Below are 25,165 nucleotides of genomic sequence, written 5' to 3'. Positions count from 1 at the left end.
GATCCATGCGAACAATCTAACGATCAAACAACAGCTTCTTCTTTGACCTTCACCGGCTTGAGCATGTTCTCGCGCGAGACATCGAGCATCAGCAGCAGCGGCGATGCCACCAGTACCGAAGAATAGATACCGAACAAGATGCCGATGGTCAGTGCGGTGGCAAAGCCATGCAGCGCTGGGCCGCCGAACACGAGCATGGACAGCACCATCAGTTCGGTCGAGCCGTGGGTGATGATGGTTCGGCTCATGGTGGCGGTAATCGCGTTATCGATGATCTCCGGCACGCTCTTGCCACGCATTTGCGGCTTGCGGAAGTTCTCGCGAATCCGGTCGAACACGACCACCGACTCGTTGACCGAGTAACCCAGCACCGCCAGCACTGCAGCCAGCACCGTCAGCGTGAATTCCCATTGGAAGAACGCGAAGAAACCAAGAATGATCACCACGTCATGCATGTTGGCGATGATGGCCGACACGGCGAAGCGCCATTCGAAGCGGATGGCGAGATAAACGATGATGCCGAGACACACCAATGCCAATGCAGTCAGACCGTGGCTCACCAGCTCGTCACCCACCGATGGGCCGATGAACTCGACCTTGCGCAATTCGACATCGGCGCGGTCCTTTTTCAGCGTATCGAGCACTTCGTTGGAGAGCTGTGCGCTGGTCTTGGCTTTGATGTTGGGCAGCCGAACCATCACGTCCGTGGTGGTGCCCAGCGATTGCACTTGCGCCTCGCCATACTTGAGCGCATCGACCTTGGTGCGAACCTGCCCCAATTCGATAGCCTGCGCATAGCGCAGCTCCATCACCGTGCCACCGGTGAACTCCACGCCGAAGTTCAGTCCCTTGAAGATCAGGAAGAACACGGCAACGATGAACGTCACCAGCGAGATGGCCGTCGTGAGCCGGCCATAGCTCATGAACGGGATGTCGTGTTTGATGCGGAACAATTCCATGATTCGGTCCCTTATGCCTTTTTGCTGTCCGGCACCCAGATCTGACCGATCGAGAGCGAGGTCAGGCGGCGGCGGTAGCCATAGATCAGGTTGACCAGACCGCGCGAGATGAACACGGCGCTGATGAAGGAGGTGACGATGCCCATGCAGTGCACCCAGGCAAAGCCGCGCACAGCGCCGGAGCCGAAGATCAGCAGCGCAAGACCGGCGATCAGGGTGGTCACGTTCGAATCCAGAATCGTATCCAGCGCGTGCTTGTAGCCGTTGACGATGGCCATATTGGCGGTCATGCCGTTGCGCAGTTCTTCACGCACCCGTTCGTTGATCAGCACGTTCGAGTCAATGGCCATACCCAGTGTGAGCGCGATGGCCGCGATACCCGGCAAGGTCAGCGTGACCCCGAGGATCGACAACCCACCGATCAGCAGCAACAGGTTGGCGGCCAGCGAGAGCGTCGAGACGATGCCGAACACGCGGTAGTAAATCACCATGAAGATGGAGACCGCCAGGAAGCCCCACAGCGTCGAGTGGAAGCCCTTGGAGATATTCTCCTTACCCAGACTCGGGCCGATGGTGCGTTCTTCAACGATGTTCATTGGCGCGGCCAGTGAGCCGGCACGCAGCAGCAGCGCGGTGTCGTTGGCATCCGCCACGGTCATGGCACCGGTGATCTGAACGCGGCCACCGCCAATTTCCGAGTTGATCGTCGGTGCAGTGACGACTTCGCCCTTGCCCTTCTCAACCAGGATCATTGCCATGCGCTTGTGCACGTTGTCGTGCGTGAGCTGGCGGAAGATTTCCGCGCCGGTGCTGTCCAGATCAATGTGAACTGCCGGCTGGTTGTGATCATCGAAACCCGCCTGCGCGCCATTGATATTGTCGCCAGTCAGCTCGACTTCCTTGCGCACCAGAATGGGACGGTTCTGACCGTCATGACCACGGTCGTTCATCAGCTCGAAGCCATCCGGCACGTTGCCGTTCAGTGCGTCGGTCAGCTTGGACTGATCATCTTCGACCATGCGCACTTCCAGCGTGGCGGTACGGCCGAGAATATCCTTGGCCTTGGCTGTGTCCTGAATCCCCGGCAACTCGACGACGATACGGCCTTCGCCCTGCTGCTGGATGATCGGCTCGGCCACGCCCAATTCATTCACGCGGTTATGCAGTGTGGTGATGTTCTGTTTGACGGCATCGGACTTCAGTTGCTGCAGCGCGGGTTGGGTGAAGCTGATGACGATCTTGTTGTCATTGGCTTCTTTCACGTCCAGCACTTGCAGCTGCGGGAGCAGTTTACGCACGATAGGGCTGGCAACGTCCACGGTTTCCGCGTCGCGCATTTGCACTTCGACGGTATCCCGCACGCGCTCGACCTTGCCGTAGCGGATTTTCTTGTCCTTGAGATCGCGGCGGATGTCGCCGGCGGTCTTTTCCAGCGACTTGTCGACGGCAGCCTTCATGTCCACTTCCAGCAGGAAGTGCACGCCACCGCGCAAGTCGAGACCGAGGAACATCGGCTTGCCGCCGAGCTTGGTCAGCCAGGACGGGGTTTGTGGCAGCAGATTGAGCGCCACGACGAAATCATCGCCAACAGCGGCCTGGATCGCGTCCTTGGCCTTCAGCTGCGCATCGGTATCCTTGAAGCGCAATTTGACCGAATTGCCATCGAACAGCACGTCTTCCGGCGTCAGGCCGACGGTCTTCACCGCAGCCAATGCGCGGTCTTGCAGCGCCTGGTCCACCTTGGCAGTGGTGCGTGCGCTTGAGACTTGCACGGCCGGGCTTTCGCCAAAGAGGTTCGGCAGCGTATAGAGGAGCGCCGCGAAAAGCATCGCGGCGATCAGCAGGTATTTCCACAAGGGGTAGCGATTCATGAGGCGCCGTCCAGCGAAAAAGGCGGCAACCCAGGGGTTCCGCCTTCTCGTCGTTAATTTACTTATTGTTTTTCAGCGTGCCTTTTTCCAGGCGCTGCGCTACGGCGGCACGCTGGATCAGGATTTCAACGCCATCGGAGAGTTCCAGCGTCAGGTATTGCTCGCTCACCTTGCTGATCTTGCCGATCAGGCCACCGGTGGTCGAAATCTCGTCGCCCTTGGCCAGGGCGTCCAGCATGGCCTTCTGTTCCTTGGCGCGTTTTTGTTGCGGACGGATCAGCATGAAGTAGAACAACACGAAGATCACGACCATCGGCGCGAACTGCATGAAACCGGCTGCAACGCCCGGAGCGGCCGCGTCGGCGGCGAAGGCGGTATTGATGAACATCGGTATGGCCCTTTACAGGTCTAAAAACAAAGCCGCCCATTCTAGCCCGCGAACCTGGCGAAATCCACAACGGGCCGACGGCAAGCGCAATGATTACGCCGCGAGTTGCCAAGGAGCAACCGCAGCGCGAGAAAAAGCCGGCATCGCTGCCGGCTTTATGAAGGCAATGCCCGCTAGCGCCGTCGCATCAAACACCCGGCAACAGCATGGTGTGTTCCTTCTGCACTGCTTGCAGCGCTTCCGGCTTTAAGCCCAAGACCTTGAGCAGCGTCGGTGCAACCTGGGTGGTGCTTACCGGCGCATCGATCGCGGCTTGTTGCAGGCCCGGCTTGGACAGCAGCAGCGCGACATGACGATCTTCCTCACCGAAGCCGCCGTGCTCGGCGATCTTCTTGCCGCTGGTGTAGATCACACCCGGCTTCACCTGGATGACCAGGTCCGGCGCACGCGAATCATGCGCGGCGCTGGCAAAACCGGCCGGCAGATCCATGCCCGAATACACCTTCTGCACACCGAGTTCATCGGCCTTGGCTTGAATGGCCTCGGCAACGGCAGCAGCCTTGGATTGGTCTTTCAGCCAGATCAGGCCGACGTCATCCAGCGTTTCCTTGGCGATACCACCCGGCACCACGCTTTCGATCCGGGCCAACAGTTGTTTGCCGGCGATCTTGCTCAGCTTGGTCTTGTCGATCGGTGCTTGGCCATGTTTAGCAGTCAGCACGATCAAGGTGCTGCTGTAGAGATTGCGCGCCTTCAGCGCCGAAACGATGCGGCCAAGCGATTGGTCGATGGCAGAGAGCGATTCGGCAATCGCCATGCCCGGCGTGCCGTTGGCGTCCTTGTAGCCATCGCCGCTCTTCTGGGCCACGCTCAGGTTCTGGTAATTGAGGCCAAACAGCACCGGCGTGCCGAACGGACGGGTGCCGCTGCTATCGAAACCGTTGATCTGGTTGATGACGGCTTGCGCCTTCAGATCGTCGTAGCCGGGGAAGATCGACAGGGTTTCGCCCATGGCCGAGATTTCGAGGTTGTACGGATCATCCACGCCATTGCCGCTCGGGCCTTTGACGAAGTCATACGCCAGATGCTTGTCCGACCAGGCAGTCAGGCCACCGGCATCCTTCACCACTTCGAACACGGTATTCACGCGCAGGAAATCGTGCGGGTAGACCGGCTTGCAGCCCTTGGCGGGATTGCGCGGCAGCTTGGCTTCATCCAGACCGCCACCGCCATCAAGCGCCTTTTCATCGCGATTGATCGAGCCATCGAACACCACTTCCGCGCCACGCTGGCTGCAGTCGGAACCGGCCGGAGACAGGTTGCGGTCGTAGCTGTCGTCGTAATAGACGCCGGTGCTGGCCGGCGTGCCACCCGCGATCAGTGCGAGCAGGCCGGGAAAGGAGTCGGACGGAGTCGGCGTATTCGCGCCGTTATAGGTGATGCCAGAGCGGCTCAGTGCGGCCATGGTCGAAGTCGGATGATCGGCGACGAAGCGGGCCAGGTCTTGCTGGTGCATGCCATCGACGCTGATCAGCAATACGCGCTCGGCACGCACTGCGCTGGTTGCCGTGACTGGCGCGGTGGTCGTCGAAGCAGTCTTGTGTTCTGTGGCACAGCCGGCCAGCGCAACGGCCAGCAAGCCTGCGATCAAGGTGGTCTTGTAATGCATGTTGCCGATCTCCCGATATTTTTAAATGGCTGGAAACCGGCGAGCATGCATACGTTAAGTGACAGGCATATATAAGTAGTGTGACAAGGCGGTCGCCCGTAGGCCAACCCAGGGATGCATAGCAGCAAAGAACCGCGCGGGATCAAGCTAAGTCACCCTCTCCTTCAAGGAGAGGGCCGGGGCGAGGATGGACTACCCCTCCCTTGCATCAGCGCCGAGCAACAAAGGTTGGCGCGGGGGTTTCGGGGATCGAGTGTCTGAGGGCCTTGGCCCGAGTTTTCGATTCCCGCCCGCGACAACCTTTGTTGCTCGGGAACCCTGAGCTTGCGAAGGGCGGTGATGAGGGTCGCCTTTCTTGGCTTACTTTCTTTGGCGAGACAAAGAAAGTGAGTCGGCCCGCGGGACGAACTCCCGCTTGTAATGCTTTTATCCGCGCCAAAGGCGCATAAACACCAGTGGAGCGAGCTTGCTCTCGATACTAACGGCTGAACGACGCGATGCAATCGCGAGCAAGCTCGCTCCTACATAAAACGTATCAATCCACCCCGCGTGCCCGCTCCTGATGGAACTGCGCCACATGCGCCGTAAAGCGGTCAGCTTCAATCGCCTCGCGCATCTCGCGCATGATCACCTGGTAGTAGTGCAGGTTGTGGATGGTATTGAGCTGCGAGCCAAGAATCTCGCCAGCGCGGAACAGGTGATGCAGATAGGCGCGGCTGAAGTTGCGGCAGGTATAGCAGTCGCACGACTCATCCAGCGGACGCGTATCGAGCCGGTGCTTGGCGTTCTTGATCTTGATGTCACCGTAGCGTGTGAACAGCATGCCGTTACGCGCGTTGCGGGTCGGCATCACGCAATCGAACATGTCGATGCCCTGGCTCACGCCGAACACCAAGTCTTCCGGCGTGCCGACACCCATCAGGTAACGCGGCTTGTTCACCGGCAATCTCGGCGCGGTATGCGCCAGGATGCGCGCCATGTCTTCTTTCGGCTCGCCCACGCTCAGGCCACCGATGGCCATGCCGTGGAAACCAATGTCATCCAGCCCGGCGAGCGATTCGTCGCGCAGGTCTTCATACATGCCGCCCTGCACGATGCCGAACAAGGCATTCGGGTTCTCGCGGGCGGTGAATTCATCCTTGGAGCGCTTGGCCCAGCGGTAGGACATGCGCATCGAATCGGCCGCCTGCTTGCGGTCGGCCGGATACGGCGTGCATTCGTCGAAGATCATCACGATGTCGGAATTGAGCACCGTCTGGATCCGCATCGATTCTTCCGGCGTCAGCAACAACTTGTCGCCGTTGATCGGGCTCTGGAATTTCACACCGTGCTCGGTGATCTTGCGCATCGCGCCCAAGCTGAACACCTGGAAGCCGCCGGAGTCGGTGAGGATGGGTTTGTCCCAGCCCATGAAGGCATGCAAGCCGCCGAATTTCTCGATCACGTCGAGACCGGGACGCAGCCACAGGTGGAAGGTGTTGCCGAGGCAGATCTGCGCGTTAATCTCGGTCAGATCGCGCGGCGTCATCGCCTTGACGGTGCCGTAGGTGCCGACCGGCATGAAGACTGGTGTTTCCACCACGCCATGATTGAGCGTCAACGTACCGCGACGCGCATCGCCGCTGGTGGTTTTGAGTTGGAATTGCATGAGAGTTGATCGTCCTGTTCTGCAAACCGGAGGACAGTCCGGCGCGGCCGCAAGGGTAGCAGAAAGGACGTGGAATCGGGCGGAGGCACGCCGGGCGGTGGCCCCGATATATTGAACAACCGTACCGCAGCACCGTAGGGCGGGTTAGCCTTCGCGTGCGAAGCTTGCTTCGCTCAGCTACAGGCGTAACCCGCCGCATGCGTGTGATTCGCCGTAGAGGTTCGGCGGGTTACGCAGCAAGCTGCTAACCCGCCCTACACGACTACGATGCGACCCGCACCACGATCTTGCCGAAGCCGCCGCGATCCAGATGCGCCAAAGCCTTGGGCAGATCGGCGAACGCATATTCGGCATCGATCACCGGCTTGATGCCGATGCGATCAACCGCCTGCACCAGGTCCTCGAGCGCGCGCCGATGGCCGACGCTGATACCCTGCAAAGTCAGCCGCTTGGCCAGGATCGGCCGATAGACCGGGTTCTCGATCTTGCTTTCATCCAACACCCCGACTGCGGAGATTCGGCCACCCGGCGCGGTCGCCCGCACCGATTGCGCGAGGTTGTCGCCGCCCGCCATTTCCAGCACATGATCCGCGCCGCGACCGTCGGTAAGCCGCAAGACTTGTTCGGCCCAATCCGGGTGGGTTCGCCGGTTGATGCCATGCACCGCGCCCAGCGCCTTGGCGCGAGCCAGTTTTTCATCGCTGCTGGACGTCACGATCACCCGTGCGCCGTGCGCCACCGCCAGTTGCACGGCAAACAATGCGAAGCCGCCCGTCCCCTGGACCACGATCGTCTGGCCGGCATGCAGCCTGCCGGTCTCGACCAGCGCGAACCATGCCGTCAAGCCCGCACAAGTCAAGGTGCTCGCCTCGGTGTCGTTCAGCGTCTGCGGCGCACGCACTACATCCTCCTGTGGCAGTACGACGTACTCGGCCAGCACGCCCTGCAACGTACTGCCCAAGGCCTCCACGCCGAACGGAGCCGCGCCATCAAACCATTGGCTCCAGAAGGTGCTGATTACCCGCTCGCCCACATTGACGCGACTCACGCCAGGACCAGTCCCGACCACCTCGCCCGCCATATCGGATCCGGGCGTATGGGGCCATTTCAACGGCATGCCCATGCCACTGGCAACGATCAGCTTGTCGCGAAAGTTAATCGACACCGCCGACACTTTCACCAGCACTTCGCCCGGGCCGGGCTGCGGAATCGGCGCGTCATCCAGCGCAAGGTACTGCGCGCCATAGTCCTTCATCACCCACCGTTGCATCGTCTTGCTCATGATTGTTGTCCTCTCTGGTTGATCCGCCCGTTGCCGGGCTAGTAACAACAGCATAAAGACGAAATTTACTCTCCAGTTACGGCAATTTTTCTTATATAAGTAGAATTTATTTCACCAATACCAAGAGACGCAACATGACAGACCGTCTTAGCGGCATTTCCGCCTTCGTCGAAGCGGTGGAGGCCGGCAGCTTTGCGCTGGCAGCGCAACGACTGAACCTGTCGCGCTCGGCGGTGGGCAAGACCATCGCCCGGCTGGAGGCACGCCTGGGGGTGCGGCTGTTTCACCGCACCACCCGCAGCCAGCGGCTGACCGATGACGGGCAGGCGTATTACGAACGCTGTTTGCGTGCATTGGGCGAACTGGAAGCGGCAGAGGCCGCGCTGGATGACGGCCGGCGCGAGCCGACCGGCCGGTTGCGCATCACCATGCCGGTGCTGTTCGGGCGGCGCTGCATCACGCCTATCCTGCTGGAGCTGGCGCAGCGCTATCCGCAACTGGCGCTGGAAGTGCTGTACAGCGATCAGCGCGCCAATCTGATCGAGGAAGGGATCGATCTCGCCATCCGCGGCGGCGATTTGGCCGATAACAGCGGCTTGACGGCGCGGCGGCTTGGCACACAACACATGGTCGTCTGCGCCTCGCCGGCGTATCTGGCGCAACATGGCCGGCCCCACACGCTGGCCGACCTCGATCAGCACACCGGCATCACCTATGTCCGGGCCGGGCTGCCGGTGCCGTGGCGATTTCGCACCGCCGATGGCGGCATCGAAGAAGTGAAGATCCGCAGCCGGCTTGGTCTCAACGATATAGAGGCGATCTGCGATGCGGCCACTGCCGGGATCGGCCTGGTCTGGATGCCGGGTTGGCTGGTTGCCGAGCGGATACGCAATGGTTTGCTCGTGCCGCTGCTGGAAGACGTACCCGGTTACGGCATCGCCTTGCACGTCGTCTGGCCGCAAAACCGCCACTTGCCGTCACGGGTGCGGGTGGCGATTGATGCGTTGGTGGAGCAGGTTCCGGCGATGTTGAGCCGGGGTGCGGGTTGAGTTGAATTGGGTTGCTAGTGGTATCTAGTAGCCCGGACGACATAGTCGGCGGATGCCGCCCTGCGAGTTGCAACCGGCGGGGGTAGCATCGCTTCAAGGATCACCCGGCCGAAACCAAGTCACATTGCAACCCCGGCCGGCAAAGCCGTCCGGGCTACGAAGCCGCCGGTTCCAGCAACATCGCATCACCGTAGCTGAAGAAGCGGTATTCATTCGCCACCGCATGCGCATAAGCTGCGCGCATCGTCTCGAATCCGGCGAAGGCCGACACCAGCATCAGCAATGTCGACTTGGGCAGGTGGAAGTTGGTGATCAGCCGATCGACCACACGGAATTGATAGCCCGGCGTGATGAAGATATCGGTATCGCCTTCCGGCTCCGCCAGCACGCCCTGTTGCGAGGCCGCCTCCAGCGCACGCAACGAGGTGGTGCCAACCGCAATCACCCGTCCGCCGCTGGCCTTGGCGGCTTGCACTGCTGCAACGGTCGCGGCCGGAATCGAATAACGCTCGTGGTGCATCACGTGCTCAGCGATGCTGTCCACGCGCACCGGCTGGAACGTCCCCGCGCCGACATGCAGCGTGAGAAACGCCGTGTTCACGCCCATATTGCGCAATTGCGCCAGCAACTCGTCGGTGAAATGCAGGCCGGCGGTTGGTGCCGCCACCGCGCCGGGGTCACGGGCGTAGACGGTTTGGTAGCGCTTGGCGTCTTCCTCATCGGGCGTGTGAGTGATGTAGGGCGGCAGCGGCAACTGGCCGGCGGCATCCAGAATATCCAGCACGCTTTGTTCTGCAGCGAACTGCAGCAAAAACAGGTCGCCCTGCCGCTCGACCATCTCCGCCTCGAAACCGCCGTTGAAAATCAGCTTCATGCCCGGCTTGGGCGCCTTGCTCGCCCGTATGTGCGCGAGCGCGCGGTGTTGATCGAGTACACGTTCGACCAGCGCCTCGATCTTGCCACCGCTGGCTTTTTCGCCAAACAACCGCGCCTTGATCACCTTGGTGTCGTTGAACACCAGCAAATCGCCGGCCCGCAGAAAACGCGGCAAATCGCGGAAAAAGCCGTCTTCCAGCTTGGCGCCATCAACGTGCAGCAAACGGCTCGCGCCGCGCACGTCGGGTGGAAACTGGGCAATCAGATGATCGGGCAGAAAATAGTCGAAATCGGAAACTTGCATGGGATTCGTGTAAGGAAGCGGCGTAAAAAATCAACGCAAAAAGTGGTAAATCATCGGCGTTTAAAACAGCTCGAAGTATACCCTTTGGGTATAGCGCGAACGCCCGGAATGCTTGGCGAAGCTCATTTTTAAAACAGCTGTTTTAGCTGAATTTTGCCGGGAATTTCGTCGAAATTGCTGGACAACCCCGACAATGCGGCGGCAAACTCCGGCCGATTACAGGAGACGACAACGAGAGGTGAGCAATGTCCGGCACCCGCAAGATCCTGGTATTGCACGGCCCGAACCTGAACCTGCTGGGGCTGCGCGAACCGCAGCATTATGGCGCAGATACGCTCGATGCAATCAACAACAGGCTCGTCGCCCAAGGCAATTCCGCCGGGGCCGTGGTCGAGACATTCCAGTCCAACCGCGAGTATGAGTTGATCGAACGCATTCACGCCACGTTCACCGATCAAACCGACTTCATCATCATCAACCCGGCCGCGTTCACCCATACCAGCGTGGCGTTGCGTGATGCCTTGGCAGCCGTCAAGAAGCCGTTCATTGAAGTCCATCTCTCCAATGTGCATGCACGGGAAACGTTCCGGCATCACTCGTTCTTTTCCGATCTCGCCATCGGCGTGATCTGCGGTCTGGGTGCCAAGGGCTATGAATACGCCCTCTCCCACGCCATCGCCTTCAAGACGTCCTAGGTCGACGTCGTTCCCCCAAAAATTCGCTTCAAGCAAATACCCAAGAGGATTGCCGTATGGATCTGCGTAAACTCAAGAAACTGATCGATCTGGTCGAAGAGTCCGGTATCGCCGAACTGGAAGTGACCGAGGGCGAAGAGAAAGTCCGCATCACCCGTGTCAATCAGCAAGCTGCACCCACCTATTTCCAGCAAGCGCCGATGCAATATGCCGCGCCTGCCGCTGCCGCCCCTGTAGCTGCCGCCGCTGCCGAAGCCCCCGCTGCCAACGCACTGCCGGAAGGCTTTGTCGTCAAATCGCCGATGGTCGGCACCTTCTACCGCGCACCGAGCCCGGGCGCGAAGAACTTCCTTGAGATGGGTCAATCGGTCAATGTCGGCGATACGCTGTGCATCATCGAAGCGATGAAGCTCCTGAACGAAATCGAATGCGACCACGCTGGCACCATCAAGGCAATCCTGGTCGAGAACGGCCAGCCGGTCGAATACGGCGAACCGTTGTTTGTGATTGGGTGAGGAGTCAGGAGTGAGGCGTGAGGGGTTCAACCCCACGCCGCATTTTCACCTCACACCTAACCCCTCACTCCTCACGGGCAAAGCCATGTTTGAAAAAATCCTTATCGCCAATCGCGGCGAAATCGCCCTTAGGGTGCTGCGTGCCTGCCGCGAAATGGGCATCAAGACCGTGGTCGTCCACTCCGAGATCGACCGCGAAGCCAAGTATGTAAAGCTCGCCGACGAATCGGTCTGCATCGGCCCGAACCCGTCGCCGCAGAGCTACCTGAACATGGCCGCGCTGATCTCGGCGGCCGAAGTCACCAACGCCAATGCCATCCACCCCGGCTATGGTTTCCTGTCTGAAAACGCTGACTTCGCCCAACGCGTCGAAGAGTCCGGCTTCGCCTTCATCGGCCCGCGCCCGGAATCGATCCGCCTGATGGGTGACAAAGTCTCGGCCAAGGACGCCATGAGGAAGGCTGGCGTGCCGTGCGTGCCGGGTTCGGATGGTGCCTTGCCGGAAGACCCGAAGGAAATCCTCGCGACTGGTAAGCGCGTTGGCTACCCGGTCATCATCAAGGCTGCCGGCGGCGGCGGTGGCCGCGGCATGCGCGTGGTGCATAACGAGGAAGAGCTGCTGCGCTCGGTCGAAATGACCCAGTCCGAAGCCGGCGCCGCGTTCGGCAACCCGACCGTGTACATGGAGAAATTCCTCCAGAACCCGCGTCACATCGAAATCCAGATTCTGGCTGATGAACACGGCAACGCCATCTATCTAGGCGAGCGCGATTGCTCGATGCAGCGCCGCCACCAGAAAGTGATCGAAGAAGCGCCGGCACCGGGTATTACCGATGCCCAGCGCAAGAAGATCGGCGAAAGCTGCGCCAAGGCCTGCCGCGACATCGGCTACCGTGGCGCGGGTACGTTCGAGTTCCTGTTCGAGAACGGCGAGTTCTATTTCATCGAAATGAACACCCGCGTGCAGGTTGAACACCCGGTCACCGAACTGATCACCGGCATCGACATCGTGCAAGAGCAGATCCGCGTCGCTGCTGGCCTGCCACTGCGCTACACGCAAAAAGACGTGAAGCTCAAAGGCCACGCGATCGAGTGCCGGATCAACGCCGAAGACCCGCTCAAGTTCGTGCCGAGCCCCGGCCGGATCACCACGTATCACGCACCGGGCGGCCCGGGTGTACGCGTTGATTCGCACGTCTACCAAGGCTATTTCGTCCCGCCCAACTACGACAGCATGATCGGCAAGATCATCACCTACGGCGATACCCGTGATCAGGCGCTGGCCCGGATGCGGATTGCGCTGTCGGAGATGGTGGTGCAAGGCATTCACACCAACATCCCGCTGCACCAGCAGTTGTTGCTCGATGCCGAGTTCGTCAAGGGCGGCACCAGCATCCATTATCTGGAACACAAGATGCCGGAGATTCGTGCCGTACTCGAAGGTCTGACTTGATCGGACCAGCTTGAGATACAGCAATGAAACAAGGGGCGGCAACGCCCCTTGTTTCATTTCAGCGCCCACCCTTTTCCGCGTGGACTGCCACCATGCGACAATCCGCCCCATTCACCGTTTTCGAGAATTCCCATGTCCTGGACTGAACTGCGCATCACCACCGACTCCAAACACGCCGAAGCCCTCTCCGACGCGCTGTTCGATCTGGGCGCACTCTCGGTCAGCATCGAAGATGCGGCAGCTGGCACCTCCGCCGAAAAACCGATCTTCGGCGAACCGGGCGAGCCGGTGGATCAGATGTGGGATCACAGCATCGTGGTGGCGCATCTGGGTGACGATATGGACGCTGCGCTCACCGTCGCAGCCGCCGCCAATGCCGCCGGTATCGATCACCCCGCCTTTGAAACCGTCACCGTCGAAGAGCAGGACTGGGTCCGCCTGACCCAATCGCAATTCGATCCAATCCCGATTTCCGCCCGCTTGTGGATCACGCCAACCTGGCACGAATCGCCCGACCCGGCCGCCATCAATATCGCCCTCGATCCGGGCCTGGCCTTTGGCACCGGCAGCCACCCGACCACCAAGCTGTGCCTGCAATGGCTCGATGCCAATATCCGCAGTGGCGAAACGGTGCTCGACTATGGCTGTGGTTCCGGCATCCTCGCCATTGCGGCGAAGAAGGTCGGCGCGGGCGAAACGCATGGTGTCGATATCGATCCGCAAGCGATGGTCGCCAGCCGCCAGAATGCCGAGCAGAACGGCGTGGACATCGCCTTCTTCCTGCCAGATGCCGCACCGACTGGCGAATATGATGTCGTTGTCGCCAACATCCTCACCAACCCGCTCAAGGCCCTCGCGCCGATGCTCGCCAGCCGCGTCAAACTGGGCGGACGGATTGCACTGTCCGGCATCTTGTCCGAGCAGGCCGATGACATCATCGCGATCTACGGCCAATGGTTCGATTTCGTCCCGAAAGCGGAAGAAGATGGCTGGGTTTGCCTGTCTGGCACCAAGCGGATCTAAGCAATTTGCGCACTGCCTGTAAGCAGCGCGGCGAAATCCGTTAGAAATCGTCTAGAATCGGCGCCATGGCCCTCGTCACCCGCTGCCCCAACTGCCAGACCGCCTTCAAGGTCAACGATGCGCAACTCGCTGCGCATCGGGGCAAGGTGCGCTGTGGCAAATGCGCTTTCGTCTTCAATGCGCTCGATTGCATTGAGCGTGAGCGACCGGTTGCACCGGTCGACGAACCAACGCCACAGCCGGCTCAGTCGCAAGCTCCCCAGCATGCATTGGCACCGCAAGCGCCACCAGCCCCCGTTGTTACGCCAGTGGCGGCGCCCGTTCCGGCCGCACCGACCCCCTCCGTATTTGCAGCGCCCGCGCCCAAGCCGGAACGGCCAGCGCCCCCACCCGAAACACCTGCCCCGGCCCCAACGCCTGTGGCAACGCCAATTGTTGCTGTGCCGCCACCCGCTGAACCTGAAGCAGAACATCCCGCCACGCCAGCCCCGGCACTCCCCGCACACGAGCCAGAAATAGCGGCCGAAGCGGTTATGCCAGACGAAGTCGAAGTCGCCCATCCAATCGAACTGGAAGCGCCAGTAGCACTTGCCTCAGTAGCAATGGAAGAACCGGCCGCTGAACCAACAGCCAGCCCGGTCGCTACTGAATCGGAGCCTGTCGCCGCAATCGCCGAAGACAATGCCGACGAAATCATCGAGCTCAATGCCAATACGGAAAATTGGGGTAACAACGACGCCCAACACGCCCGCCATGAGCCGATCTACCAACCGATCCGCACGGCGGAAGACGATGCCTTGCTGGAGTTGCCCAAGCCTCGCTCGCCTTGGCGCTGGGCGTGGCTGCCACTGATCGCGCTGGCCCTGTTCGCGCTGCTTGTTCAGGTGGGTTACACCTACCGCACCATGCTCTCGACCGAGCTGCCTTGGCTGCGTCCCCATTACCAGCGCATTTGCGCACGCCTTGGCTGCGATCTGCCCTTGCCGCGCAATGCCGACTTGCTGCGCCCGGACTACTCCGAGCTGACCTTCGTGCCCGGCCACGGTGATCTGATCCAGGTGACCGCCAGTGTGCGTAATCTGGCGGAATATGAGCAGGCGTTGCCGATGCTGGAGCTGACCCTGACCGATGACCACGATCAGGTCGTCGCCAAAAAGGTCTTCTCGGCCCGCGACTATCTCGTTCCCACTGAGGCCCACCGCACGCAATTCCCGGCCGGGGATGAGGTGCACGCCTACTTGCAGCTCGACGTGGGCGAGCTCAAATCCACCGGGTACTCGCTGTATTGGTTCTATCCGTAAGAGCCTGTTTACGATCTTTCAGTTATGCGCCTGCGGCGCGGTTTTAAAAGCATTACAGCGCGTTCCGCCGCGCGGCCGGGGAAAGGACTTTGTCTCGGGCTGTACATTTCCCTTGGGCCCTCTCCACTCCAAAGGCGACCCCCGCTGGGCGCCTCTGGCTGAACGAAGCAAAGCTTCGCACGCCACGGGCTACCCTCGGTCGGTCCGCTCTGATGTGAGTAACTCCTAAGGTCTCGCGACACTCCCTCGGCGCTGAGCGAAAGGGGGAGAAAAGCGCGCAGTGCAACCATAGTAGAAACGAAAGCGGCACCATGTTTGCGAAGTCTGTTGTTTTGTAGGGCGCAATCCCCGCAGGGCATTGCGCCGCATCTGCTCACTGAACCGACCTCTCAAAAGATCGTAATCAGCCTCTGAGCTACTGCACCCATCTGCCGCGTAAGTGGTCGCACGACAATGGCATGTCCGCTTGTTTTCGGAACATCGCCATCCATACTGAAACATCCCGTACAGAACATGAGGTTGGTTCCATGGCTACCGTCACGCTCAATGGCACGCCGGTCAATGTCGGCGGGCATTTCCCGCGCGTCGGCGAACCCGCACACAGCTTCCTGCTGGTCGATGCACAGCTACAAGACGTGCCACTGTCACGCTTTGTCGGCCGGCGCAAAGTGCTCGCTGTCATCCCCAGCATCGACGCCGCCATCGGCCTCACCATTGCCCGGCGGCTGGAAGGCATGGCGGAGTTGTTCGACAACACCGTCGTGCTGGTCATCTCGGTCGATACCCCGTATGCACTGGCCCGCACGCTCTCGCTGGAAAACCTGCGTCGGGTTCAACTGCTGTGCACTTTACGTGGCCGTGACTTCCACAAGGATTACGGCGTGATGATCACCGATGTGCCGCTATCCGGACTGATGGCCACCGCGCTGATCGTGCTGGATGTGGACGACACCGTGCTGCACGCCGAACTCGTCAACGACATCAACAGCGAACCCGATTTCGACGAAGCCGCCAAACTGCTGTTGCCACCACCAATGCCGAAGACCGAGGTCGAGTAAGTCCCCGAGCGAATCAACCTCCCCACCGCGTTCCCCTTGCGGCGCCAGCCATCAGCGCCGACAATCTGCGCGGTTTCTCTTTGCATGTATCCGTGCAATTCCCTTTCATCTCGATCAAGGAGCAAGTCATGGCGCAAGTCACTCTCGGCGGCAATCCGGTTCAAATCAATGGCGCATTCCCGGCCGTGGGCAGCCAGGGCAAACCGTTCTCCCTCGTCGGCGGCGATCTGGCCGACGTGACCCTCGCCAGCTTCGCCGGCAAGCGCAAGGTGCTGAACATTTTCCCGAGCATCGATACCCCCACCTGCGCCATGTCGGTGCGCCACTTCAATGCCGATGCCTCCAAGCTCGCCAACACTGTCGTGCTGTGTATCTCCGCTGATCTGCCGTTCGCGCAAAAGCGTTTCTGCGGTGCGGAAGGCCTCTCCAACGTCGTCACCCTGTCGACCATGCGCGGTCGTGACTTCCTGGCTGACTACGGTGTCGACATCACCGGTGGTCCGCTTGCTGGCGTCGCAGCGCGCGCCGTCGTCGTACTCGACGAAAACGACAAGGTGATCCACGCTGAACTGGTTGCCGAAATCAAGAACGAACCCAACTACGATGCCGCCCTCACGGCACTGGCCTGATTCCCTTCGTGCTGGCTTCGCACAGTCCGCATTGAACGGGAACAAGCCGTAACGCCGGTGTTACACCGGCCACGCTCTACCGACGGGCAAAGCCGCTACAATCGAACCATTGCGGCCTTGCCCGTTTTCCGCTTTCTGGCGCCATGAAACCCATTCTGCAGTCCGCTCTACTTTCCACGCTGCTGTCCGCGCTGCTCGTTACCGGCACCGCCAATGCCGAAGATGTCCGCATCACCGTGCGCTTTGCCAATCCCGCCTGGAACGGACTGGTCATTCCGCCGGGCCAGCAATGCAGCAAGCTGGGCGGCCAAGGCGCGACCCCGGCGCTGAACGTCTATGACCTGCCGACCGGAACGGCGGCCTTGCTGCTGGAGTTTTCCGAACGCGGCGGCCCGCTGGATGAAGGCGGCCAAGGCGTGCTGCTGTTCAACGTAATGCGCGGCGTCACCAATGCCCAGCTGCCCAGCGTGCCCGGCCAGCAGCCGCTGCCCGCCGGCTTCCAGCTCGCTTCATCACACCGCGGCGAGGGCGCCGCCGGCTACCTGCCCCCCTGCAACAAGGGCAGCCGCTATGTGGTCATCGTGAAAGCACTGGATACGGCCAGCAAGGTGCTCGGCAAGGGGCGGCTCGACCTCGGCAAGCTTTGATGCCGGAGACCTGGCCGGAATGGCCGCTCGACTACTTCCGGCAGCATCCGGCCTACGCCCCCTTGCTGCCGCTGCTGGAACAGTTCCCGCACTTCCCCGCCCTGGATGATCTGGCGCGCTTGCCTGCACCACGAAATACCGCCGGATTACCCATCCGCTTCGTCGATCCCGATTCGCTCACCCACTATTACGAAACCGAAATCGCCGAGCTGGGTCGGGTCGCAACCCGTGCCAACTGGCACGACCTCTTCAACGCCTTGGTTTGGCTCACCTTCCCACGCAGTAAATCCGCGCTCAACAGCCTGCATCGGCGTGTCATGGCTACTGCCACCGACAACGCCCGCGGCCCGGTGCGCGATGCGGCAACCCTGTTCGACGAATGCGGCTTGATCGTCGCCAGTAGCGAGCCGGCGTTATTCACCCGGCAACGCGATCACGCCTGGGACGAACTCTTTATCCAGCATCGGCAAGACTGGGGCACGCGCATCGAAGCAGTCTCGTTCGGCCACGCCAACTACGAAGCATTGCTTGATCCTTTTGCCGGCCTCACCGGCAAGAGCTGGCAAATCCCGGTTTCGCCCGACTATTTCGACTTGCCGCAGGCCGAGCGCATTGCCCATCTGGATGCCCGTATCGCCACGCTCATCGATGGTGGCGAACTCACCACGCCACGCCAATTGCCACCGCTGCCCTACCTCGGCATTCCCGGTTGGTGGCCACAGCAGGATGCGGCGTTTTACGCCAATACGCGTTACTTCCGCCCCCAAAGAAAGCCAGCCTGAACCGGCACGTCACGCTCAGCCGGCAGTTATAATCAGCCGTCATTTTCCTGGCTGCCCGCATGCTTCGGCTTCGCCCCCTTGCCGTCCTTTACCTCGTTCTGATGCTCGCACTGACCGTGCAGGGCTGGGCGCGGTTGTGGCATCAGCAAGGCATGCCGACGGGCAATGCGCTCGCAATGTCGTTTTGCAGCGCGACCGCCAACGCCAGCCTGACCCGGCAACTCCCTGCCCTGCCTAGCGCCCATGAACAATGCCCGGACTGCACCGTTGCCGTGGCGTTCGGCGACGCGCCCCCGGTCTGGCCGTGGATCACGCCGCGCCAGTACCAAGCGGCCTATGCCCTTGCGCTCCTCATCCCCATCGCCCCGCCGCAGAGCCTGCCACGTGATCGGCTCGCGCCACCTCGTGCCCCGCCAGCTCTGGTTTGAACAGCTGATTCCGCTCCCCTCGTCCATCACGAGGCCCGGCCGATCCGCACTGGATACGGCCTGTTCAAACTGGAAACTCTCATGGCTCAAACGCAACCGCGTTTCTATACGCTCGCCTGGCGCTGGCACTTCTACGCCGGGCTGTTCGTCGTTCCCGTTCTGTTGATGCTGGCGCTCACCGGCATCGTCTACCTGTTCAAATCGCAGCTCGACGTGCTGATGTACCGGCAACAGTTGATCGTCGCCGCGCAAGGCAAGACCGTCAGCGCCGACGCCCAACTCGCCACTGTCAAAACCGCCTACCCCGGCTTGCCGGTGAAGAAGTTCGTACCGCCCCCTGCCGCCGACCGCAGTAGTGCCTTCACGCTGGCTCGCGCTGATGGCGGCACGCAAACCATCTATGTCGACCCCTATCGCAACACAGTGCTGGGCGAGATGGACGACAGCAACAATCTGCAAGCCATCGCCAGAAAACTGCACGGCAAACTGCTGCTCGGCAAGGCCGGCGATTTCGTCGTTGAAATGGCCGCGAGCTGGGCGTTGGTGCTGCTCGTCTCCGGCCTCTATCTGTGGTGGCCACGTGGTGGCGGCATCTGGGGGACGTTGCTGCCACGCCTGCGCGCATCCAAACGGATCTTCTGGCGTGACCTGCATGCAGTCGCCGGCTTCTGGGGTGCGCTGCTCCTTGCCTTCATGCTGCTCAGCGGGTTGCCGTGGAGCGGCATCTGGGGCGCGCAATATGCCAAGGTCTGGAGCCGTTTTCCGGCGCAAATGTGGGATGACGTACCGAAGTCGAACCAGCTTGCCGCCAGTCTCAACACCGATGCCGACAAGTCCGTGCCGTGGGCGGTGGAGAACACGCCGTTGCCGCAATCGCATGCCGAGCACAGCGGCGAGCATCACCATGACGGAGCGTCGAGTGCTACGCCAATCACCAGCAACGTCACCTTGGCGCAACTGCAAGCGCTCGGCGAACGCGCCGGTTTACCGGGCGGCTATAGCATCAGCCTGCCCGGCAGCGCAGATGGCGTGTACACCCTCTCGGTCTTTCCGGACGACCCGCGCCAGGAGCAAACCATCCACGTCGATCAATACAGCGGCAAGGTGCTGGCGCAGACCGGCTGGCGCGATTACGGCCTCGTTCCCCGCGCCGTCGAAATGGGCGTGGCGCTGCACGAAGGCAAATTCTTCGGCCTTGCCAACCAGCTACTGATGCTGTGCGCCTGCCTGTTCGTGATCCTGATGTGCGTGACCGGTAGCGTGATGTGGTGGCAACGCCGCCCAACCGGCCGCCTCGGCGCGCCGACCACACCCAGGCAATTGCCGCGCTGGAAAACCGGCACGGCGATTTTTGTGGCGCTGGCGGTGTTGTTCCCGACGGTCGGGATTTCCATCATGGTCATTCTGCTGGCCGATCTGCTGGTGCTACGCCGGCTGGTGCCGCTCAAACGGGCCATCAGTTAGATCAGCTCGCCAGGAACGCCCAACCCCGCATCAGCTCAGGCTGTGTGGGTTTTTATTGGACTTGTCGTGGCATAGCAGCGACCTGACTGAATCACGCTTTCATCCAGTTGCCCACCACCACGCCGCAAATCACATCGTCGTCCTCCAGCACCTGGAATTTTGGTCCCGGCCAATCCGGATTCAGCGGCGTCAGGTAGCAAGCACCGTTTTCATCTCGCTGCAGCTGCTTGAAGGTGAAATCTCCCGCACGCCAGGCAATCACCATGCTCTCGTGCGCCGGCACCTCATCCGGGTCGACAAAAATGGTGTCGCCATCCAGATAACGCGGCCCCATCGAGCCACCACGCACCCGCAGCGCAAAGGCCCTGGCCCCGACCTGCTCTGGGCAGGATAACCACTCCTCGACCTCGATACCGCTCACCGGCACAGCGGATTTGCACCATTCCATGACCTGCGCCCAGGCAATCAACGGCACTGGGTTGCGGATGAGCAGGCTGGATTCACCATCGGAAGCCAGCACCACGTTGTAGGTCGCGGCCGGCTCTTGCGTCGAATGGCCACCCCCGTTGGAAAGCCATTCAGGGCTCACCTGCAGATGGCGGGCGATCTCGGTCGTGTACTTGCTGCCACGGGCATGTTTCGAGAGATCGCACAGATATTGAATCGATTGCTGCTTGATGCCGACGGCCCGCGCCAGCTCACTCTGCGAGACATTTGCATTTTTCATCGCCTGGAGCAGGCGCTCTGTGTACGTCGTGTTCATAGCCGGAATACTACAAACCGTTTTGTTGCCACGTTGACAGTAGTATCTGTATTAATCTACAAATTAATCTGTCGACATTGCAGAAACAGGCCATGAACCACACCAATGCCATGAACAACGCGCGGACACCGATCAGCGTGACCGCAACGTGCCCCGCAACACCACAACCCGCCCGGGCCAATACCGAGTTTTCCAGCGGCTACCTGCACGGCCTGACCGCTGCCCGCGACCTGCTGCTGATCGACCCGACGGGCAACACTTTGAAGAACGCCATCGAAGGCGCGGGGGTGAAGTACTGCGAAGCGTGCCGGGGGATGGCCAGGAATACCTAGATAGCGGGGAGACGCGGCTTTAAGCCGCGTCTCTATTCGTTTGCAGCGCAGTGCTCAAGCCACCACCTTCAGCACCCCACTCATGTCTTCATGGCCGCTGCCGCAAAACACATCGCAATAAAACACCATCTCGCGTGGCTTTTGCGGCGGGATGGTCACCCGCGCCACCATGCCGGGGACGACATCCGTCCGCAATTTCAGATCGGGCAGATTGAAGCCCATCGGCACGTCCGCTGAAATCAGTTCCAGAATCACCGACTCGCCCGCCTTGATCTGGACCACGGATGGCATGTATTCGAAACGCTTGGCCGTGATACGGATGATCCGCTCCGTTGCACCTTGCGCCATTTGCTCCAGCACGACACTACCGGCCAGGGCAGCCGATAGCGTCGCCACTTGCGATAAGAACCCGCGTCGATTCAGCTTAAACATGCGTAGCGCCTCCGGTCACGGCCATCTCGGTCAGCAGGTAGTTCTTCTGCGAATGCGCTTTGGCGACCTCGCGCCAGCCCAAGCCGCGGTACGGCGCGGCAGCATCCCACGGCACCGGCAGGCGCTTGGGCTGAGAGCCCGGTGCGGGCAGTGCAAAGATCAGCGACTTCGCCGCATGGTGTTCGATATGGGCGGTGCGGAAATGATGTTCCTGATGGATATGGCCGTAGAACACGGTGACGTTCTGGTACGGCATCAGCAGCGCCAAGGCAGCATCGCCATCCCGCGTGGCCCAATCCCACTGCGGATAAAGATCGAACAAGGGGCGATGTGTGAACACCACGATACGTGCGTTCTTGTCCTGCTTGGCCAGATCCGCCGCGAGCCACTGCAGCTGTGCTTCGCCAATCCGGGCACTGGGATCGCTCACGTTGTCGAGCACGATGAAGTGCACGCCCTTGTGATCGAAGGTGTAGTGCGTCGCGCCGAAGAACTCGCTGAACGCCTTGCCATTATCGAGCGCGGCGTCGTGCTCACCCGGCATGAAGTGCACCACCGGCACCTTGAGTTGGCTCACGATCTCCTTGAACTGCGCCAGACGGCGGCGGCGCTCTCTGGGGTCATCGGTGGTGTGGGTCAGATCGCCGGTGAAGATCAGGAAATCGGGGACTTGCTCCAGCGCGTTGACCGCCGCCACGGCCTTGGGCAAGGTGCCAGCCGCATCCGGATTGGCCACCGCCCCTTCAAAACCCCAATGGGTATCCGAGAGCTGCACAAAGAAAAAATCCTCTGCCGCCGCCTGCCCGCCGCCTTGCAACGATTGGCCTAAACTGGTGCAGCCCGATACCAAAACCACCCCGCCCATCCCGACCAGCGTGAGGAAATCGCGGCGACTCCATGATTTGTCCATGTTCTTCTCCTTGATTGAGTGAGTGCTCAATCGGGAGAACAGAGGCAACGCGCAATTTATTCCCGGCGACGTGGAATAAAAGCATTGTGATCACGGTTCAAGCTAATGAACGCACTGATAACGGCCCCTATGAATCGATTTGAACAGTTGATCACGCCGCATCTTGGCGTGGCATGGCGCGTTGCCCGTGGCCTGACCCGCAACGATGCTGATGCCCAAGACATATTGCAGGAAGCCTGCATGCGGGCGTTCCGCTATTTCGAGCGTTTTCAGGGCGACGATGCGCGAGCGTGGTTGCTGACCATCGTGCGGCACAGTTTCTACGACAGCCTGCCAGTCGGCCAACCGCTGCAGCCGCTGGACGAAGACGATGAACCGATGGCCGACTGGTCATACAACCCGGAACGACTCGCCGAACGCGCCGAACTGCGTGATGCCGTGAACACCGCCCTGCAAACACTGCCGCCGGCCTATCGCGAAGCCATCGTCCTGCGCGAAATGGCGGATTGCTCCTACCGCGAGATCGCCCATATCTCCGGCACGCCCATCGGCACGGTAATGTCGCGGCTGGCACGCGGGCGGGAGCTGTTATTGCGCGCTTTGACGGCGCAGGAGAATTAGATGATGGATACCCAACATATTGTCGATATGCAGCTCGCCGGCTACATCGATGACGAACTGGGCGCGACCGAACGCGCCACCGTCGACCAACACCTGGCTGAATGCGCGCAATGCCGCCAAGCCCTGGCAAGGCAGGAAACGGCCCATGCACTGTTACGCCAACACGCAGCAGAAACCACTATGCCAGATGGCTTGGCCGCGCGACTCCTGACAGGGCTGCCAGACCGCCCCGCACCTGCACGCACCACCCCAACCTTGGCGTGGTGGCGCAAGCCGTGGGTCGGGCTGAGTTTGGCCGGCGCTGGTGGCACATTGGCAAGCGCGATGCTCGCCGTCTTGCTGGTCTTGCCTGCGATCCACGATCAGACCGCATTGATTGGCGATGACATCCTCACTTCACACGTGCGCTCACTGCAGCCAGGTCACTTGATGGACGTCATCAGCACCGACCAGCACACGGTCAAACCGTGGTTTGCCGGCAAGGTGAGCTTCTCGCCCCCCGTGCTGGAACTGGCCGATGCCGGCTTTCCGCTGGCCGGAGGACGGATGGACTACCTGGCGCGACAGGAAGTCGCCGCACTGGTGTATCGCTACAAGCTGCATGTAATCAATCTGTATATCTGGCCAGCAGACGGCCACCCGGATACGCCTGTTACCCAGCAATCACAACGCGGCTATCAACTCGTGCACTGGCAACAGAACGGCATGGTCTTCTGGGCGGTATCAGATGCGAATGCAGCCGTGTTAACGACATTTGCCAAGCAGATCAGGGAGCGGGCGAGCGTAAAGACCGCGTCCTAGCGCGCTTGAGCGAAACGATGCAAAAAGGGCTTGAAGCGATTCAAGCCCTTTTTAATGGCATATCGGCCCACGGCCGTTCAGCACACAAATTGACACCACGTGTCAGCCGGCGATTTAATGACGGGGACTAACCCGTATACTGCGGCACAAATATGAATACCTATTCCCCAGAGATCAGGTGCATGGACAACAATATCGATTTCGATGCGTTTTTTGAGCAATTCGCAGCCGCCTATTCCCGGCTTGAGGTGGACGGCGTAATGCGCTTTTATGCCTTGCCTTTCAGCACACAAATCACCGGCGAACATAACACCTGGACCGAACAGAACGAGCTGCGCGACACCTTGACCGCGCTCTATGGCTGGTTTGGCGAGCAAGGTTTCCACAATGCGCGTTACACCATCGTCGATCAAAACCAGATCAATGACAAATTAGCCTCTGCCAAACTCAATTGGCACGTAACCAGGAATAACGGCGATGAGGTGCGGTATTTCAATACATACCAAATTGAATTAATTGACGGTGAATGGAAAATCACCTGCATTCATCAATCAGAAGAAGACATGCCTGAACAGTGAATTAGCAGTCGATTTGCCAGAGCGATCCAAGTCAGTGGCTTGTCAGGGGATTGTACGTACCGATGGGTCTGGCACCTTGCAGATCGATCTTGCTGCTAGCGACTGACGGCTGAGGCGAGACCAAAGGGAGCCGCAGTATGGTGTCCACTTCCCCCTGATCGGCCCCTGATCCAGCTTTTTGAACGACAAACGGTTTTCATCTACGAGCCCTCCTGTGTCAGTATTTCTCGCCTGTATGTGTTTTATGTTTGAAAACACATCCTTTCTTACAAAGCAGACGGAAGAAATATGAAAAAAGGTCGGGGGTTTACGCTTATTGAACTCATGATTGTGGTTGCGATCATCGGCATCCTTGCTGCGATCGCTATTCCGCAGTTTTCGCAATACCAGAAAAAGGGGCGCGACAAGGCAGCGCAATCTGATACTCGCAACCTGGTCACTGCTGTGACTGCGAACTCCACGCGATAGCCAAGAACTGTCCATCCGATGCGCCCGGCGCAACTCATACCGCCATGGGTCCCATCAGTGCGTAATTCATGTTTGCAGATGGCGTCTGGCCATTGATAGGTGAGCATGCTGCCCGGCACATTCCCATCGCTGTTGGTCGAACGGCGATACGTATCGCTTGAATTGCACGCAACGGCTGATCTGCGAGAAGACATAACAAAGCCGCCTTCATGGCGGCTT

27 protein-coding genes are annotated in these 25,165 nt (G+C 60.4%); 17 read left to right on the top strand and 10 right to left on the bottom strand.

From position 1 onward, the window contains the following. Positions 1–23: 23 nt before the first annotated feature. The 6 genes from secF to BR41_RS02955 form a co-directional block, all read right to left on the bottom strand. Positions 24–959 (bottom strand): protein translocase subunit SecF, encoded by a 936-nt coding sequence (gene secF, locus BR41_RS02980; protein ID WP_035052744.1) that lies wholly within the window; start codon positions 957–959, stop codon positions 24–26. 11 nt (positions 960–970) lie between these two features. Continuing rightward, positions 971–2,830 carry a protein translocase subunit SecD gene (secD, locus tag BR41_RS02975; RefSeq protein WP_035052741.1) on the bottom strand — a complete coding sequence of 620 codons (1,860 nt, stop codon included), beginning with the start codon at positions 2,828–2,830 and terminating at the stop codon, positions 971–973. Between the two features lie 58 nt (positions 2,831–2,888). Continuing rightward, entirely contained in the window at positions 2,889–3,218 is a 330-nt protein-coding gene (gene yajC, locus BR41_RS02970; protein ID WP_035052738.1) for a preprotein translocase subunit YajC, read from the bottom strand. Positions 3,219–3,405: 187 nt separating this feature from the next. Then, positions 3,406–4,887, bottom strand: coding sequence for an alkaline phosphatase family protein (locus BR41_RS02965; RefSeq protein WP_051709946.1), 1,482 nt, complete (start codon positions 4,885–4,887; stop codon positions 3,406–3,408). A gap of 535 nt (positions 4,888–5,422) precedes the next feature. Then, complete coding sequence (gene tgt, locus BR41_RS02960) at positions 5,423–6,535, bottom strand: tRNA guanosine(34) transglycosylase Tgt (RefSeq protein WP_035052735.1); 1,113 nt, start codon at positions 6,533–6,535, stop codon at positions 5,423–5,425. Positions 6,536–6,797: 262 nt separating this feature from the next. Next, positions 6,798–7,817, bottom strand: coding sequence for a zinc-dependent alcohol dehydrogenase family protein (locus BR41_RS02955; protein WP_035052734.1), 1,020 nt, complete (start codon positions 7,815–7,817; stop codon positions 6,798–6,800). Positions 7,818–7,951: 134 nt separating this feature from the next. On the opposite strand from BR41_RS02955, the gene BR41_RS02950 reads away from it, so the two are divergent. Then, a complete protein-coding gene (locus BR41_RS02950) occupies positions 7,952–8,866 on the top strand; it encodes a LysR family transcriptional regulator (RefSeq protein WP_035052733.1) in 915 nt (304 codons plus the stop codon). 154 nt (positions 8,867–9,020) lie between these two features. Here BR41_RS02950 and queA read toward each other — a convergent pair whose 3' ends face one another. Beyond that, positions 9,021–10,046 carry a tRNA preQ1(34) S-adenosylmethionine ribosyltransferase-isomerase QueA gene (gene queA / locus BR41_RS02945; protein ID WP_035052731.1) on the bottom strand — a complete coding sequence of 342 codons (1,026 nt, stop codon included), beginning with the start codon at positions 10,044–10,046 and terminating at the stop codon, positions 9,021–9,023. Between the two features lie 245 nt (positions 10,047–10,291). On the opposite strand from queA, the gene aroQ reads away from it, so the two are divergent. The 11 genes from aroQ (at position 10,292) to BR41_RS02885 (ending at position 20,041) form a co-directional block, all read left to right on the top strand. Next, a complete protein-coding gene (gene aroQ, locus BR41_RS02940; protein WP_035052729.1) occupies positions 10,292–10,741 on the top strand; it encodes a type II 3-dehydroquinate dehydratase in 450 nt (149 codons plus the stop codon). A 56-nt stretch (positions 10,742–10,797) separates the two neighbouring features. Next, a complete protein-coding gene (gene accB, locus BR41_RS02935) occupies positions 10,798–11,256 on the top strand; it encodes an acetyl-CoA carboxylase biotin carboxyl carrier protein (protein ID WP_035052727.1) in 459 nt (152 codons plus the stop codon). A gap of 85 nt (positions 11,257–11,341) precedes the next feature. Continuing rightward, positions 11,342–12,709, top strand: a complete 1,368-nt coding sequence (gene accC, locus BR41_RS02930) for an acetyl-CoA carboxylase biotin carboxylase subunit (RefSeq protein ID WP_035052725.1) — start codon at positions 11,342–11,344, stop codon at positions 12,707–12,709. A gap of 132 nt (positions 12,710–12,841) precedes the next feature. Beyond that, a complete protein-coding gene (gene prmA / locus BR41_RS02925; protein WP_035052722.1) occupies positions 12,842–13,732 on the top strand; it encodes a 50S ribosomal protein L11 methyltransferase in 891 nt (296 codons plus the stop codon). A gap of 65 nt (positions 13,733–13,797) precedes the next feature. Beyond that, positions 13,798–15,033, top strand: coding sequence for a DUF3426 domain-containing protein (locus tag BR41_RS23450; RefSeq protein ID WP_084186808.1), 1,236 nt, complete (start codon positions 13,798–13,800; stop codon positions 15,031–15,033). A gap of 527 nt (positions 15,034–15,560) precedes the next feature. Further along, positions 15,561–16,091: a thiol peroxidase gene (gene tpx, locus BR41_RS02910; RefSeq protein ID WP_035052716.1), complete on the top strand. Its 531-nt coding sequence runs from the start codon at positions 15,561–15,563 to the stop codon at positions 16,089–16,091. A gap of 128 nt (positions 16,092–16,219) precedes the next feature. After that, positions 16,220–16,720: a thiol peroxidase gene (tpx, locus tag BR41_RS02905; protein ID WP_035052714.1), complete on the top strand. Its 501-nt coding sequence runs from the start codon at positions 16,220–16,222 to the stop codon at positions 16,718–16,720. A gap of 143 nt (positions 16,721–16,863) precedes the next feature. Beyond that, positions 16,864–17,367, top strand: coding sequence for a hypothetical protein (locus BR41_RS02900; protein ID WP_035052712.1), 504 nt, complete (start codon positions 16,864–16,866; stop codon positions 17,365–17,367). Next, positions 17,367–18,149, top strand: coding sequence for a DUF3025 domain-containing protein (locus BR41_RS02895; protein WP_051709943.1), 783 nt, complete (start codon positions 17,367–17,369; stop codon positions 18,147–18,149). The genes BR41_RS02900 and BR41_RS02895 overlap by 1 nt, the downstream gene beginning before the upstream one ends. Before the next feature lie 59 nt (positions 18,150–18,208). Continuing rightward, the gene (locus BR41_RS02890; RefSeq protein ID WP_156970530.1) at positions 18,209–18,577 is read left to right on the top strand and encodes a hypothetical protein; all 369 of its coding nucleotides are present in this window, start codon (positions 18,209–18,211) and stop codon (positions 18,575–18,577) included. Positions 18,578–18,658: 81 nt separating this feature from the next. Continuing rightward, positions 18,659–20,041, top strand: a complete 1,383-nt coding sequence (locus tag BR41_RS02885; protein ID WP_035052707.1) for a PepSY-associated TM helix domain-containing protein — start codon at positions 18,659–18,661, stop codon at positions 20,039–20,041. Between the two features lie 91 nt (positions 20,042–20,132). On the opposite strand, the gene BR41_RS22635 is transcribed toward BR41_RS02885, so the two are convergent. Beyond that, entirely contained in the window at positions 20,133–20,768 is a 636-nt protein-coding gene (locus tag BR41_RS22635) for a LexA family protein (RefSeq protein WP_051709940.1), read from the bottom strand. Positions 20,769–20,896: 128 nt separating this feature from the next. Between BR41_RS22635 and BR41_RS02875 the strand changes: the two genes are divergently transcribed. Next, positions 20,897–21,136, top strand: coding sequence for a hypothetical protein (locus tag BR41_RS02875; protein WP_035052705.1), 240 nt, complete (start codon positions 20,897–20,899; stop codon positions 21,134–21,136). Positions 21,137–21,190: 54 nt separating this feature from the next. Here the strand turns inward: BR41_RS02875 and BR41_RS02870 are convergent, their stop codons facing one another. Continuing rightward, the gene (locus BR41_RS02870) at positions 21,191–21,568 is read right to left on the bottom strand and encodes a cupredoxin domain-containing protein (protein WP_035052701.1); all 378 of its coding nucleotides are present in this window, start codon (positions 21,566–21,568) and stop codon (positions 21,191–21,193) included. Continuing rightward, complete coding sequence (locus BR41_RS02865; RefSeq protein WP_035052699.1) at positions 21,561–22,478, bottom strand: metallophosphoesterase family protein; 918 nt, start codon at positions 22,476–22,478, stop codon at positions 21,561–21,563. The genes BR41_RS02870 and BR41_RS02865 overlap by 8 nt, the downstream gene beginning before the upstream one ends. 129 nt (positions 22,479–22,607) lie before the next feature. On the opposite strand from BR41_RS02865, the gene BR41_RS02860 reads away from it, so the two are divergent. The 4 genes from BR41_RS02860 (at position 22,608) to BR41_RS25520 (ending at position 24,946) form a co-directional block, all read left to right on the top strand. Then, positions 22,608–23,099, top strand: a complete 492-nt coding sequence (locus BR41_RS02860; RefSeq protein ID WP_051709938.1) for a sigma-70 family RNA polymerase sigma factor — start codon at positions 22,608–22,610, stop codon at positions 23,097–23,099. Continuing rightward, positions 23,100–23,900, top strand: a complete 801-nt coding sequence (locus tag BR41_RS02855) for an anti-sigma factor family protein (protein WP_084186806.1) — start codon at positions 23,100–23,102, stop codon at positions 23,898–23,900. Positions 23,901–24,082: 182 nt separating this feature from the next. Beyond that, complete coding sequence (locus tag BR41_RS02850; protein ID WP_035052695.1) at positions 24,083–24,478, top strand: DUF6841 family protein; 396 nt, start codon at positions 24,083–24,085, stop codon at positions 24,476–24,478. Between the two features lie 288 nt (positions 24,479–24,766). Continuing rightward, complete coding sequence (locus BR41_RS25520) at positions 24,767–24,946, top strand: prepilin-type N-terminal cleavage/methylation domain-containing protein (RefSeq protein WP_035052693.1); 180 nt, start codon at positions 24,767–24,769, stop codon at positions 24,944–24,946. Positions 24,947–25,165 lie beyond the last annotated feature (219 nt).

The organism is Andreprevotia chitinilytica DSM 18519, from assembly GCF_000711875.1.
GTDB classification, from domain to species: domain Bacteria; phylum Pseudomonadota; class Gammaproteobacteria; order Burkholderiales; family Chitinibacteraceae; genus Andreprevotia; species Andreprevotia chitinilytica.
This window is presented reverse-complemented; position numbering and strand designations above follow the sequence as displayed.